Source organism: Yersinia sp. 2545 StPb PI, assembly GCF_052217125.1.
Classification (GTDB): domain Bacteria; phylum Pseudomonadota; class Gammaproteobacteria; order Enterobacterales; family Enterobacteriaceae; genus Yersinia; species Yersinia enterocolitica_E.
Genome location: NZ_JAZGPY010000001.1, coordinates 3,375,987 through 3,391,326, shown reverse-complemented (window position 1 = coordinate 3,391,326; position 15,340 = coordinate 3,375,987). Strand labels below are relative to the sequence as shown.

The following is a 15,340-nucleotide window of genomic DNA, read 5'->3' as shown; positions in this document are numbered from 1 at the left end:
ACATTTTTACTTATTATAAGTAAGAGTAGTCATATTTTTATAAAAATCATTTATATCAATAAAATACCGCCATGAATCATTACTAGTAAACATAGATATTTCATGTTTACTACCTAATTTACCAATGTAAATCTCAGGAAAATCAGTTCCTCGCACCCCAAATCTAAGACAATGGCTTGCTCGATAGTCGAACATTGCATCAACTATAATATCATTTCCTATTTCTTCACTTTCGTAGAAGTGCCAAATTTGATAAGCCAAGGATCCACTATCTGTGATATCTATCGGTAATTCTGATGTTTTGATTTCAGATTCATTATCAAGTAACCATTCAATAAATCTGGATAGATTAATATTTCCACAGAAAATAGATATTGAAATAGCCTTATTTTTTATTGATATATCAACTAATTGATATTCATCCTGTAATGAATTTTTAAGCAAACTGATTTTTAATTTATTCATCATTTTCCCTTTATCAATTTGTTATATTCAGCCTTATTAATATCACCACGAGCAAGAAACTCACGTAATATTTTTGGTGGTGCTTCAGTTCCTGGTATTGGATACCCATGCCAACCGCCAGCATTATCTGGTTGAAATTCATAGACTTTACTATCACTTATACCATATTTCTGTTTGCCACCTAGGATTGAGTTGTTTAGTACCTCTTGCGCTTTTGCATCACTTAAATCCATTGGTGTTCCCCAGCCTCCGGCTGCATGTTTTGGGCTAGGTACATACTTACTGCTGTCAGATGTATATGCCAAATCATCTTTATTCTGTTCAGGGATCGGCGTTACCGTGCTATTCCCACCCACATCAGGCTTACCATCAGTACTCCCAGTATTACTGGCACCATTCTCACCATTTTTATCCGGTGAGACCAACGCCGTTCCCTTGTTTTGATCGGGCGCAGGATTTACCAGCTTACCGCCTGTGGGATCATCAACTGGAGTAGGGAACCCCGTAATTAAACCCTTACCATTTTTTAATTCTTCGTAGGCTGCTCGCTCGGAAGGTGACAGTTTATCTATTTGTTCCTGATCACCTGACATTGCAGCCAGCATAACATTGGTTTTCTGTACGCCAGAAAGTTCTTCAATCGCCGATGTGGCAACACCAACACCGATGAGAGCACCAAACCCAAGATCTATGACCGCTTTGCTACAAACGGCTATCTCTGCACAAGCGGCTGCACCGGTACGCAAGATAGCAAGGTTATTATTCTCCAGAGCATTCTTCCCAGCCTGCGCCCCGGTAACGGCGTCAGCGGTGCTGCCACCTGCCAATCCACCCGCCAGCCCTGCCGCCAGTGTACCCAAGGCGCTGATGGTCTGTCGTTGCTCTTCAGTCAGGTCTTCACGATTAATCCCCGGATACATCTTCTGGGCGATATACTCACCCATCGCTGCACCCGAAGCGCCCGCCAGCGCACTGTTGCCGTTTACCTGCGCCACGACTGCACCCAGTACTGCATGGGCCATCAGGTTAGCTTCAGTATTCACCTTACCCGTAACCGGATCGGTAGTCATATTATGAATGACTTCAGCCAGATACGGTGCACTGCCTCCTGCCAGCGCTTTCGCCATATCTCCACCGGCCAAGCCTTGGATAGCCGCAGTTGCTGCCTGCGCCGCCTGCTGGAATTTGCCACCGGTGCCGTAGCCTGACTCATTGAACGCCTGATCATAGGCCGTTTTATAAACCTGCCCGTTGATATTCTCAGCCGTTGCAACCTGACCCGGATTGGCTTTCTCCCACTGTGCTTTGGCGTCACCCTTATCCTTTTCACTCACATTCAGCATTTTTTCATTCGCCGCTTTAGTGGCGATAATCTGTCCCTGTGTCCGAATAACATCACTGACCTGACTACCAATCTCACCAATAAGTTGCGCTTCCCGCAGGCGATTTTGTTCTTTCTCTTTATCAAAGATTGGCGAAAGCGCATTGTTGGCGTGTTCGACATCACGGCTCAGGTCATCAACATTTTGCTGTTGCTTATCCGTGTCACGCACCGTGATAGTGCCATCGGAGACGGCGGCATGGGTGGTGCTGTCGGCGTGGCCTTCATTGTTAGCGCCAACCAACAAGCCGTTGGCCATATTCCCGGCAAACTGACCGCCGATGCTACCGCCGGTACTGATGCCCACACTTTGATGCTCCACCTTGAAGTCCGCTTTATTCCCGATATCACTGAACCCCAGCGTGCCGGTATCCAGCGTGTTTTTATCGGCGGTAGCCGTTGAGCCAATCACTGCGCCATCGAGCTGAGTATGCTCGCCCACGGTGATATCAAAGCCACCAGAGCCTGCAAAGATACCCGTCTGCTCCTGCACCGAGTCAAAGTTGCTGTGCATTTTATCGCGGCTGGCATTGATGCTGGCACTGCCGGTCATCGAACCAAAATTGAAGCTGCCACCCACACTGGCGTCTTGCTGCTTCGAATCGTAACGGTCACTGTCTTGCTGGCTTTGCAGCAGCAGGTCACGCCCCACATCCACCTTGACGGTTTCCCCACTGACCTGCGCACCTTGCAGCACCGCATCGCGGCCACTGGTGATGTTGAGCTGGTTACCGGCGTTGACTGTGGTTTCCGTGTGAGTCACGCCGTTGCCACTTTCACTGCCTTTGCCCTTGTTCAGGCTGGCGGAGACATTAATCCCCCAGCCGCCCTGACCGGCACCTATTCCTATCCCCAATGAGCCGCCGCTGCTTTTGTTACTGCCGTCCAGCGTTTGGCTCTCTTGTGTTGATTGCAATATCACATCGCGATTGGCCGTCAGACGGGTGTCTTTGCCCGCCTGTAACTGGCTGCCCTGCACCACAATATCACCATCCTGACCCTTCACGCCGTTACCGGTGGCGGTGATATTCAGGTTATTACCCGCCGTCAGGCTGCTGCCTTGGTGGGTGGTCTGGTTGACGGTTTGTTCTGATTTTGACGACTGGCTGCCATAAGACAGGCTCACGCCAATAGCATTTTGGTCACTGGCATTCACGGCGGCCAGTTGCCCACCTTGCACCGCCTGAACACCACTCAATGCCGCTTTAACACCTTGCAGCGCAGCCAACCGGCCATTGCTTTCTTCGCTGGCGGCTTTAGCCGTGGTGACGGCGGTATTGGCAGCACTGCCAATGGTGCCAGACAACGCCAGTGTCAGGCCGCTCTGTTTTTGCTCAACGGTATGAGTCTGGCTAAGCTGATTTTCCGCCGCCACAATAGCGACATTTTTACCGGTCAGACTGATGTCTTTACCGGCTAACACGTCAGAGCCTTGCACCGTCAGGTCTTTACCGGCGGTCATGCTGACATTACCCCCCACACTGCCCACCGTGCTGCCCACGTTGGAGAGAGATTTGCCAGTGTCGGTGGTTTTTTGGCTGTTGCTGCCCACCGTGACACCAATCCCGCCAGTACTCATCAGGCCCGATTTTTTCTGCTCATACAGATGAGACTCACTCTCGATCTGTTGCGCGGTGCCCACGGTAATGTTTTCTTTTGCCCGCAGGGTAATATCCTTGTCTGCCACCACATTACTGCCGGTGACCGCGATATTGTTGCCGCTGACATCGATAGAACCCGCTGACAGCATGGAGCCCACCGCCAGCGTCTGGCTAATACTGTCTTCGGTACGCGTGGTGGTGCTGGAGGCCAGCCCTTTTTTGGTGCCGGTATGAGTGCGCTGCGCATCATGCTGTTCAGTCTGGGTGGTGAGGGTGACATCACCGCCCGCCGCCAGATTCAGTGCGCCATGGGTTTGTACCGCACTGGCACTGATATTGATGTCTTTTGCCGTCTGCAAATTGATATCGCCGGTGGCGTTCAACTGGCTGCCGCGCAGCGTTTCATCGTAGAGATCCACTGAACTGGTATGGCGCTTGCTCGACGATTCGCCGGTGACGTGCAGGCTGTCGGTCGCTGCACTCAGGTTAATGTTCTGCGCCTGCACATCCACCGTGCCGGCGTTAATGTTAGCCCCCACCGCAGTCAGGTTGTTGACGTTGGCCGTCAGCGCACCACCGACATTCACCTCGCTGCCCAGTTGGCGAATATGCTCACTGGTGGCGCTGCCACTGCCATAATTCGTGCTGATCTGGTCGCTGCTTTGTACCGTATTCAGCAGCCAGTCGCCGCCCGTATTGACTTGAAGATCCTGACCGACATTGAGGCTGGCACCTTGCATGATAAAATCACGTTCGGTATTGATAGTCGCGTTATGACTGACATTGATACTCGCCAGCGGCCCCAGTACGGTTTGGCTGCGCTGAACCGCACCATTATCACTGGTGAGTTGCTCACTGCTGGTGCGTAGGATCACATCGCGGCCGCTATCGAGTTGCAGGTTGGTGGCATTTAACCGCGCGCTGGTCAGGTCAATATCGCTGTTCAGTGTACTGAGCCGCATATTGCCACCGGCCTGAAGTAAGCCGCCGCGGTTATTGAGCGTGATGCCTTGCGCCATGCTAATGCTCAGGTTATTGCCGGCTTTCATCGCGCCCTGATTAGTGAACCCCTGAACCTCGGTTAAGCTGATATTCTCGGCGGCAATTAATGCGCCGTTGGCCTGTAAATCGCCCGGCTTGACCCCCGCCAGATAGACCACCGGCACCAGCACGGTTTGCCCGGCGACTTCGCGGCTTTCCATCAGCACAATGTTACGGGTCAATGCCGCCATCTGCTCGGCACTGAGGTGGGTGCCAAGGGCAAGATTGAACGTCTTGCTGTACTCGAGTCCCGCCGCAAACAGTTGTTCGAACTGTTCTTGTGCACTGCGGTAATCACTGGCGACCGCCTGACCGGTCAGTGCCAGTACCTGATCGCGCACCAGACGCTGTTCATAGGCGTTATCCCCCAGGCGTTTGAATATCACATCCGGGTTACTATTCAACTGCTGGAGCACGTAGTCTGATCCGCGCCAGTTATTCAGATTGGCAAACGCCGGGTTAGTTTCAATCAGATAACCGCCGCTGACTGTGTAGTCGGTATTGAACTTATACAGTCCACCGTTGGGCTGTGTCAGCGAGATACCGTTAAACTCGATGGCCAGATCTTTTCCGCTATTGTCGCTACTCTGGGGAGGCGCAATGGCACCGGGGTTGGCACCGTTATTGATCGTGGTGCCACTGCCGCTGAGGGTTTGTGCGGTAATACTGGAGGCATATTGGTTAGTCGCGTGCTCTTTGACCTCTGGCCCCCAACTTCTGCTCCACAAGCCGCCTTTATAGTTACGGTAATTCCACTGACCGCTGGAGGTGGTGCGTTCGATCAGGCGTTGTGCGCTGCCCCAGCCATCCTGTTGCAACGTGACGCCAGAGAGTGAAATCTCGCCCTGTGCGCTCACTTTACTCCAGAAGTTTTCCAGCGTGCTGACCTGCGGCGTCAGGTTCCCGCCGGCCAGCAGTTGTGCCTCTGGGCTGATTTGATCAATGCTGTTATAGGCAATAGTCGACGTATAATCGGTGCCGATATAATCGCTATTATTTGCCCCGCCATGTTCGGGTTCACTGTAGCGTCCGCCTGGAATATCAGGGTTTTCTTCTGTCCAGACCGCCGACCCATTCACGGTGTCGGCCACAACAAAGTTACTATTGGCGGTGAGAATATGACGGCGATTGGTCAGCGTCGTGGCGTAAATCAACATATCTTTGCCGGATTCAATCAAACCCGAAATATTGAGCACCTGAGCCGCCGCCAGATAATTGCCGCTATTGTCCAACGCACCGGCAAAGATAACCTTGCCCATGCCTAAAAGGGTGGTGGTTGGGGCGGAATCAGTGTTGGTGACGGTATCACTGTTTTCAATTACCGGTGCCAACAAGGCTAAGGTGCCGTTTTCATCGGTGGCACCGATCAGGGCACCAGGGCCGGAGTTGGTAATACGCTCCCGTGCTTTAAGCGTGGCTTCGGCACTGATCAGGGTGCCGGTGTTGAACAGGGTATTGGAGTCGGTATCAAGTCGCCCGCGGGTTAATATCTCACCACGGTTAATTAATGCGCCCGCTGCGCTGAGGCTGGCTTGCGTCGCAATAATATGGCCACTATTGAGCAAGCTGCTTGAGCCGGTGCTGAGTTTGCCACCCGCTAATAATTGCCCGTCATTGGTTAACGCGCCGCGGGTGGTTAAGGTTAAATCATGTCCGGCCTGCAGTGTCGAGTCGGCCAGATTGCTGAAATCACGCTGTAAATCAAGGGTCAGATCCTGACTGGCAACTATCTTGCCTGCGTTATTGTCAAGCTGGCCCAGATTCAATGCGATGTTATTCGCCGCCAGTGTGCCACTCTGGTTATTGAGGGTTTGCCCGGCATTCGCCCCCGCATTAATGGTCAGCGTTCCAAGGGCGAGAATATTGGCGCGCTGCGTACTGATATCGCCACTGTTGGCGGTGATGTCTATCTCTCGGGCTTGGGTATGGCTGTCGGTCAAATCAACCCGGCTACCGGTTAGCGTCATCGCACCGGCGGCGAGGGTCTGCCCTTGCGCGATCAGGTCCTGACGGGTGGTTACCCTCAAGTCACCGCTCTCCATCAGGCGGCCATCACTGTGTACGCCCGCCGCTAACAGGCTGCCCCCGTTGCTATTCAGGCGCTGTGCATTGACCGCCACATTGCCTTTAGAGAGAATTGTGCCGCCCCGGTTATCGACATCACCCGGCAGATTCAGGTTGAAGTCCGTAGTACCGGTTTGCGCTATCACCCCGCCAACATTGGAGAGCGATTGGGCGTTCAGCGTGACCCTCTCCGCAATCAGTCTGGCGCTGTCGGTACGTAACAGCGCGGCGGTCGACGCAGACAGGTTGCCACTGGCTAACAGTTCAGCGCCGGTGAGATCGATAGCGCCACCTTGTGCGGTGAGTGTCAGGTCACGGCTCTGGGTTTGGCTGCCACTCAGATCGATACTGTGCGCGTTAAGCACTTGCGCCGTCCCGCTAATATTTTTGCCTTGGGCGGTTAACATCCCGCTGGCATCAACGCGCAAGGTGCCACTGGTGATCGCGCTGTTGTCGGACTTGACACCGGCACCCAGTACCGAGTTGCGGCTACTATTGACTTCTGCCGCGCGCAGCGAGGTATCACCCGCCGCCGCGACAGTGCCGGTGTTATTCAACTTGCCTGCGGTGGTGAGCTGGGTATTGCCCTGCGCATAGAGCACACCTGCGTTCGCTATACCGGCGGCGGTATTCACCGCCAAATGTTGAGCACTGTTGATCTGACCGCTGTTGACCAGCATGCCATCCGCCGTGATAGTGATATCACCGGCTGACGCCCCTATCTCACCGGCATTGCGCACCCCGACACCGGTTTCAGTCCCGATCAGGCGAATTTTACCGGCGTACATGCCACCCAAATTGGCGACATCCACCGCCACGGTAGGGCGGGCGCTGCCATCGTCGGCTTTGGTGGTAATATTTTGGTGCGCGGCGTCAACCTGATTGCGTCCGGCGGTGACTTTTAGATCATTGGCCCAGAGACCGGCATTGACTTTAACCGAACGGGCAATCAGGTCGGTATGGTCCTGACGGCTGCTGTCCAGACCTTTGCCCTGAATAACAATCTCACCCCGATCCACATTGTAGCCAGTGAGTTGGCCGTTATTGAGCTGTGCCTGACCGGTGGTTAAGGTCGCACGGTTGGCGTTGATAAAGCCGCAGCCATCACAGGTAATGCCTGATGGGTTGGCGATAACCACCTGCGCTTTGCGGCCAGCGACCTCGATATAACCGTTAAGTTTACTCGGGTCGCGACTGTTGACTTCGTTGAGGATAATACTGGCTTCACCGCGCGCCAGCGACGGGTTACCGTTGACAAAACCGCCGAGTTGGGTCTGGTTGACACCGTGGCCGTTATTGAGGATCACCCCGCGATTATCAACATCGAACTGGCTGTAAACGTTACGCGAAACCCCACCGCTACTGGGTGTCTGGATATTGACCTGTGGCGTACCGTTGGCACTGCTGATAATGGTCGGCTGTTGGTTACCCGGCGCACTGGCATCGGCGACAATAGTGGCTTGCGCGGATAACGAGACGCAGCCCAAGGCCAGTAACAGACTAAAACTCAGCGACGATAAGGCACTGATACGGCGGCGTTGAGTATGCCCAAGACCTGATGAAGGCGACGAGGCGGCCCGACCGGAGGCGGCGATATCGGCTACCACCATTAATAAGCCACGCGCCTTGTTAAATACGATACGGTACAGGTTCTTATTCATGGTGACTCTCAACAGCTAAAGGGTTAATAAGGTGCATCAGTATTGCCAGTTCAGGTTAAAGCCCACAGTCACTGAGTCGGCTTTGAAGCCATCAGGTTTTGACAGTGGCTTGCCAGCAAACAGGTCATAACGGGTATTCAGCACAGTGCCGCGCACACCGACGACACTGCCCGCCAGATGGTGGCCCAGCAGATAAGGGTCGCTGCGACCACTGACCTCGCCGTAATCCACGCCGACATACAGTTCATGGCCTGGTAGCGGGGTATACCAGCCGAGATCATTGCGCACCGTCCAGCCGCGATCGGCATTCAGCGTGCGTTCGCCATCAAATCCGCGCACTGACCAGCGGCCGCCGATGGAGAATTGATCCTGTGGTGTCAGGGGTGTGTTGGTGCTTTGCCGTTGATATTGCAGGTTGTAATGGACGTTTTGCGTCGCAATCACAAAAGGAATATCCAGTTGCGCATTCAAACGCAGAATTTTGCTCAGGGCAGTGGCTTCGCCGAAATACTCTTCTTGTGCCGGTACTGCACCCAACCAGCGGGTGCCGCGCTGGTAACTGATACCTGCGTCCAGTGTGGCCTGCGAGATAAAGTGGCGATGTTCCAGCCCGACACGCCAGGCCGAGGTACGGCGGCGCTGCACTTCAATTTCGGTATCATTGATATAGTTTTTCGACGAGCGGGTCAGCACATCGTAGGTCAGGGTAGTTTTTTGGCTGGCATTGCGGTGCAGCAGGCGGCTGAGTTGCAGCGTGACGTTCTCCGTCTCCCCCCGGTAATGGATATCGCCATTGAGGCCTGCCACCGTTTGGTGGTAGTCATAGCTGCTGGCGGTGATGCCCGCGGTCCAGTAACCGAACGGCAGCGAGTAATGGCCGGTGAGGTTATTGGTGCCTTTGTCGCCGCGATTTTTTATTGAGCCACCCGCAGAGACATAAAACAGGTCACTCAGTGAAAGCGGGTTATCCAGAAACAAGGTTGCGCCCCCTTGATAACGGCCGGTACTGCGGGTGCCGGAGTCATCCAGTGAAGCCGCCAGCCGCCACATTTTGCTCTGCTGCCAGCTCAGGGCGATATCGGTCTCGCCGGGGGCCTCACCGGGGACCAATTCCATGCTGGCTTGCACGGTGGGGACGCGCTGTAGGTTCTCCAGTCCTTGCTCGATATCACGCAAATCCAACAGGTTACCGGGGCGGGCAGGGAAGGCACTGAACAACGTGACATGGCGGTCACTGCCGGGCGTCAGCTCAACATGGCGTATTTTGCCGGGCACCACGTGTAACGCCAGCGTGCCGCGGTTTAAGTCCTGCTGCGGAGCCAGTACCCGGGTAGTCACATAGCCGTGGTCGATCAGGCGGTTTTGCATCTGGCTCATCAGCAGGTTAATGCCCTGGCCCCCCAAACACTGGCCTTGCGCCTGATTGGCGATACGTTGCAGTGGCAACCAGCGAGGTAATGGCTCTGCGCCACTGATTTTTATACGATCAATGGCAAAGCAGGGGTGCTCAACCGGGAAGATAATACGGCCCAAAGAGGCCGCTGGCGCTGATAAGCGCACATCCGGTGTTGCGGGGGCCAAACGCTCTTCCAGTGCCCGTTGCCGGGCCTGTTGATGAATACTTTGCTCAACGGGGGGGAATTCCGCGCCATAACTGACAGGCGAAATAGCCAGTAACGGGAATAACACACTCGCGATAAAGGAGAAATAACAGGCGCGCAGCACAGGGCATATCCTCTTTGCCCGGCTGGGGCAGAATAAAAGGGCTGAATAAAATTTCGCCGCATTATGCCTAGGTAAAAGTTATTTTCAATCTATTTTCAGAATATAAGAAAATATGAGAAATAACTCGTGTGATTCATGGGAAATATCCTACAAAAAGGCGTTTTTGTGGGAAATATCTTGTTGATTGTCTTTTTTTGAATAAAAAATAAAAGAGAGGGAGTAATAAATATCGCCGTAAATAAGATGCCCCTCAGAGGAGGGGCAGAAAAATTAGAACCGTAGGCGGAATCCGATATTAGCTGTTACCGGTGTTTCAATTTTTGAACCATTGAGATAATTCACTTCAGCAAAAATAGAAGTGTTACTGGCAACGGTGGCATCAATACCCACACCATATTTGCCGACATTACCGGAGAAATTGTTATCGAAGCCAATACCGTTAATGGCGACGGTATTCGTTTTGATAAATTCACGGGCAATAGCCAGTTTAACGTAAGGCTTGACTGCCATTTGATTGACGGTATAAGAAGCCGACAATATCGTGCCTAACTCACCTTGCACACTGTCTGCTTTCGCCACGTCCGCAGCCATTCCGTTACTGAGGGTATAATCTGCACTACCTATACGTGAATAACTCACTTTGCCATAGGGTTCCAGTACCAGGTTGTTATAAACAGGTAACTGATAGCCACTTTCTACCGAGGCGGTAAACGCATTCTGGCTGTATTCCGCCCGCGCGCTTTGCGTACTCAGTTCATTATTAAAACGGTTAGCTTTCAACACCGTATCAATATAAAGTCCGCTTTTATCCAGGTAGGTTAGGTAGAGGCCACCACTGTAACTGCGAATATCACCATTGGCCCCCGCACTGTGAGTGGCTTTGACATCTGATGAACTGTAGCCGGTAAATGCCCCAATTAGCACATTACCCCGGTTCAATCCCAATTGTTTATCTGCCCCGATCTCCATACCGTTCAAGGTATTCTTGAAAGCGACGTTTTTATTGTCGGACAAGCGGCTATCATCGGTGAGATAACGCGCCCAAACGCCGACGGTGCCATCAGCATCGGTTTTCAACTCGCCCTGGCGCTGGCGCAAGGTACTCAATTCCGCATTCAGGATATGCCGTGGTGCTGCCGCCATATTCAACACACCTTGTGCCGCAGAGCTGAGCACGGGAACCGCCGTGTTTGGCCTGTTCGGCGTTATGCCGGGGAGGTCGGCTGCCTTGGTAGCTAAATACCAGTCAGTACTGCCATTGCTTTCCTGACTGTATAGCCCGTATTGGTAAACGCCTAAATCCACCACGCCGCCCGCATTAAGCAAACGGAACTGAGCATCGCCACGATTAATATGCACCAAGGCCAGGCTGTTGGCAGATTGCGGTTCTTTACCGCTGTCCTGAACGGTAATACCAAATTGGCCGGTCGCCTGCTGCGAGACCGTAATAAAATCACCGGCATTGCTGGCAAGCTGGGTAGTCATCGCAAAATTACCCTGACCAGACAGATTCTCTATCTCCAGCCGGTTAAATTGCCCGCCGGCAGAATAGGGCAGCAGGTTGATATCCCCCCCTTGCATCGTCACATTATTGATGCGGGTAACCAGCACCGGTCCCAAGACTTCAGGAGGAGAAACCGGCACCACACTTGCTCCTATCCAGGAAGGGCCAATGTCGACTAAGCCAGCCACATTGAGGTTCTCAATGGTAACATTGGCAGGCAGGGCGGGATTGTTGGTGGTCACATCGCTGGTATAGGTATCGTTATTGGTAATAAACAGTTCCGCACCCGCCGCGATATTAAGATAACCTTTCGACTGGCTATTGAGTCCTAGATTCATATAGCCGCCATTATTTATCTGGCTATCTGTCACGATCCCTGCGGTTTTAACCTCAAGCAACCCGCCCTGATTAACAACAGTACCGGTTGCAAAAGCATCGGTAACCTGTAACCAACCGCCATCACCCACGGTGGTATTATTGGCTGTACCGGCACTGCTCCCGTTGGTGATAGCAATTGCGACTCTCGTCATTATTCCATTATTGGTGGAGCCATAAACCCAGCCATTATTAATGACGCCACCGTTACGTACAATTTGTTCGCCACTATCGACGACTTCATTGTTGACGGTTATTCCCTCTACAATCGGTGTAAAAGCCAATACCTGAGCAGGTAATGTAATCAAAGACAGACTAATTGCTCCGGCCAAAAATGTTTTGTCCATAAAACCTCAAAAAGATTAAACGTAATGTAATGATGTTATGTAACCCGTTGCAAAAAGAGAGGCTCTGTCCTTGGAACAGATTAAATATAATGTTTATCCGTGGTGATATGCCTTGGGAGGAAATACGCTGAGTCTCAAGAGTTATTTACTCCAGATAAAAGAATATTACCTTATATTTTTGCGCGATGAAGGTATCACATTTTCTCTTGGAACTATAATAGGATTAAAGCTGTTTTTTGATAGATGCGGCAAAGAATGAAGTGAGTTCCTATTGTGTGAGACTTTTCTTGATTACGATCAAGAAAAGTCTCAAATAACATCAAAACTATTCTTGTAAATAACACCAGATTTATTGCTGGTAAGGATGGCGGGTATTTAGGCTATTTCTGGATTCACCCATGAAGAACCTGATAACACGCCACCATCAATGGTAATCGCTTGCCCGGTCAAATAGGCCGAGGCAGACGAGCTTAAAAAGAGTACCGCGCCAATCAAATCATCTGGGTTACCTAAACGCCCTTGCGGAATAAAGTTCTGGAACCATTTTGAACGATATTCGTCATCCCACAAGGGGCGCGTAAATTCGGTTTTAATAAAACCAGGTTCAATCGCATTAACTTGAATATTGTCACCCACCCATTCGCGGGCCATCGCCTTGGTTAATTGGCTGACGGCTGCTTTTGATGCGGCATAAACAGAGATCGTATTGAATGCATGTTTCGCGCTAAGTGAGCTGATATTAACGATTTTACCGCCACCCTGTTTCGCCATATAGGGTTGGACGGCTTGTGCCAAAAAGTAGACGCTACGTAAATTAATATCAATGATGGCATCAAAGTCTTCAGCAGTGACATCTTTAATAGGTTTTCTGCGATTGACACCAGCACTGGTGAGCAAAACATCAATCTGCCCCAGTTTGTCATACACGGTATCGACCAACTGTCGGCAAGCCGCGACATCACTCAAATCAGCGGTAATCGATAAGGCGTTGCCTCCTTCAGCTTCAATCGCTTCTTGCACCGGTTTGATACGTGCGATGTCAATATCGTGTAATGCCACGGTCGCACCAGCATTTGCCAGCGCCTTACTTAGCACACTGCCAATCGCTCCGCCAGCCCCAGAAACCAGCACCACTTTGCCCTGTAAAGAAAACAACTTATCAATAATATTACTCATAGATACCTTCAGATAGTGACCTGCTGACGCGACAGCCAGCATTGAGATAAAATGTTAAACGCCGTATCTCCACGAAAAGCTACAATTCAACGGCACGGGTGGGATCAATAATCCATTCACTCCAAGAACCTACATAATGTTTGGCATCCCCCAGACCGGCATGCGCTACAGCCAACAGATTCTGTGCCGCAGTGACCCCAGATCCACAGTAAAATACTGTGCGATCAATCGGCACATCCCCCAATAAGCGGGTGTAATGCTGGCGTAACTCTTGTGGTGAGCGAAATTGCCCATTGCTATCGAGCGTGTTCGCACGGTCAGCCAACCTGGCGCCAAGAATGTGGCCACGAACGGGATCATGATAGACCCCCCCGCCATGGAAACCTTCTTCCGAGCGGGAATCAAACACCGCCCACTCAGGGTTCTGGCGAACGTTATCGACCAGCGTTACGTTCGCGATATAATCAGGGCGCTCTTGCGCAACGAAGGTGGCAAAAGCCGGTGGCGGAATCTCGATGGTGGTTGGGTAACCGGACTTAAGCCATAAAGGCCAGCCGCCATCCAATACCGCCACCGCATCATGTCCCAACCAGCGCAACATCCACCATGTTCGTGATGCAGCCATCAATCCCCCGCTTGCGTCATACACAATAACTTGGGTGTTGGGGCCAATTCCCCACTGAGACAGCGTTTTTGCAAACACATCAATTTGTGGCAGTGGTCGCCGGCCGGTATGCCCTGGAATGACGGTGCCAGATAAATCAGTGGCCAAATTTGCATAGTGAGCGCCGGGGATGTGCCCCACCAAGTACTGACTTTGCCCCCAACTTTCATCATCCAGTGTGAAGCGTGCATCCAAAATGACCCAATCGGTATCATGTAGATGTTCAGCTAATTCTTTGGCAGAAATTATTGTTTTGTATGTCATAAAACCCCCTGGTAAAAATAACGGGTCTGCGTTTATACCGGCAGGCCGGGTAGTGGAATATGTTCCGCAATCAACCCCTGCGTTCTTAAGGTATGCCAAAATGCTGTTGGAATAGGGTGCTGAAAACTCAATGAATTTTGCGTAACTTCAGCGAATCTGGAGGGGCCGTACAGCACACTAGTGACGGCACTGAATCCTAACGGAAATTGCAAGGCGGCCGCCGCGAGTGGCACCGCAAAGTCAGCCGCGACGGCTTGCAGTTTTTTGACTCTATCAGCAACAGAAACCGGTAATTTGCCATAGTCATAACGTGCGCCATCATGGATGCCGGTCGCCAATACACCGGAGTTAAATACGCCGCCAATGACAATGCCGGCCCCTTGTTGTTGCGCCCGCAATAGCTCGTCAGCGTAGATCTCTTGCTCCAGTAAGGTGTAGCGAGACGCTACCAGAAACACATCTAAGGGATAGCGATCCAGAAAGCGGTTAATCATACCCGGCTCATTAATTCCAGCCCCGAACGCGGCAATCTCACCGGCTGCTTTCAACTCTTCCAATGCCCTGAAACCGCCAGACTCCAACTCTTTTAACTTGCCAAGTAACGCTTGCTCATGGGGGAAATAGCCAGTATCTAAGTCATGGATATATAAAATATCGACTTTATTGATCCCCAATCGCTGTAGGCTGTCTTCATACGAGCGCAAGATGCCGTCATAGGTGTAATCATGGACATGGTCAAAGGCCAGGCCACCTTGCCAGGGTGCTGTTTGGAAGGTGTCACGCGAGCGGGGCGCTAACAAGCGTCGGCCTACTTTGGTTGACAGCACATAATCGTCACGATGCTTTCTATACAGAAATCGCCCGGTTCTATGCTCTCCTTGGCCGCGCCCATACCAAGGTGCGGTGTCATATAAGCGGATACCACTATTCCATGCGGTTTCTAGTGTTGCTTGCGCATCCTGTTCAGTAATTTCTTCGAACAATTCGCCGAGTGGGCATGTTCCTACCCCAATGGTCGGTATTTGCAACCCTGATCTTCCCAGCGGCCGTGTATTTTCTAATCCCATCATTT

The 15,340-nt window shown here is 51.9% G+C and carries 7 protein-coding genes; all 7 read right to left on the bottom strand.

Translation table 11 applies throughout. The features are described from left to right. Positions 1 to 6: 6 nt before the first annotated feature. The 7 genes from V1955_RS15815 to V1955_RS15785 all read right to left on the bottom strand — a co-directional run bounded on the left by V1955_RS15815 (position 7) and on the right by V1955_RS15785 (position 15,338). Positions 7 to 468 carry a hypothetical protein gene (locus V1955_RS15815; RefSeq protein WP_442821132.1) on the bottom strand — a complete coding sequence of 154 codons (462 nt, stop codon included), beginning with the start codon at positions 466 to 468 and terminating at the stop codon, positions 7 to 9. Beyond that, complete coding sequence (locus V1955_RS15810; RefSeq protein WP_442821131.1) at positions 465 to 8,213, bottom strand: hemagglutinin repeat-containing protein; 7,749 nt, start codon at positions 8,211 to 8,213, stop codon at positions 465 to 467. Before V1955_RS15810 ends, V1955_RS15815 begins: the two co-directional genes overlap by 4 nt. Before the next feature lie 36 nt (positions 8,214 to 8,249). After that, entirely contained in the window at positions 8,250 to 9,935 is a 1,686-nt protein-coding gene (locus V1955_RS15805) for a ShlB/FhaC/HecB family hemolysin secretion/activation protein (protein WP_442821452.1), read from the bottom strand. Between the two features lie 273 nt (positions 9,936 to 10,208). Further along, a complete protein-coding gene (locus V1955_RS15800; RefSeq protein WP_372568846.1) occupies positions 10,209 to 12,164 on the bottom strand; it encodes an autotransporter outer membrane beta-barrel domain-containing protein in 1,956 nt (651 codons plus the stop codon). A 375-nt stretch (positions 12,165 to 12,539) separates the two neighbouring features. Then, the gene (locus V1955_RS15795) at positions 12,540 to 13,340 is read right to left on the bottom strand and encodes an SDR family NAD(P)-dependent oxidoreductase (RefSeq protein ID WP_227746551.1); all 801 of its coding nucleotides are present in this window, start codon (positions 13,338 to 13,340) and stop codon (positions 12,540 to 12,542) included. 79 nt (positions 13,341 to 13,419) lie between these two features. After that, the gene (locus tag V1955_RS15790) at positions 13,420 to 14,268 is read right to left on the bottom strand and encodes a sulfurtransferase (RefSeq protein WP_083159729.1); all 849 of its coding nucleotides are present in this window, start codon (positions 14,266 to 14,268) and stop codon (positions 13,420 to 13,422) included. Between the two features lie 32 nt (positions 14,269 to 14,300). Continuing rightward, positions 14,301 to 15,338: an aldo/keto reductase gene (locus V1955_RS15785; RefSeq protein ID WP_227746550.1), complete on the bottom strand. Its 1,038-nt coding sequence runs from the start codon at positions 15,336 to 15,338 to the stop codon at positions 14,301 to 14,303. Positions 15,339 to 15,340 lie beyond the last annotated feature (2 nt).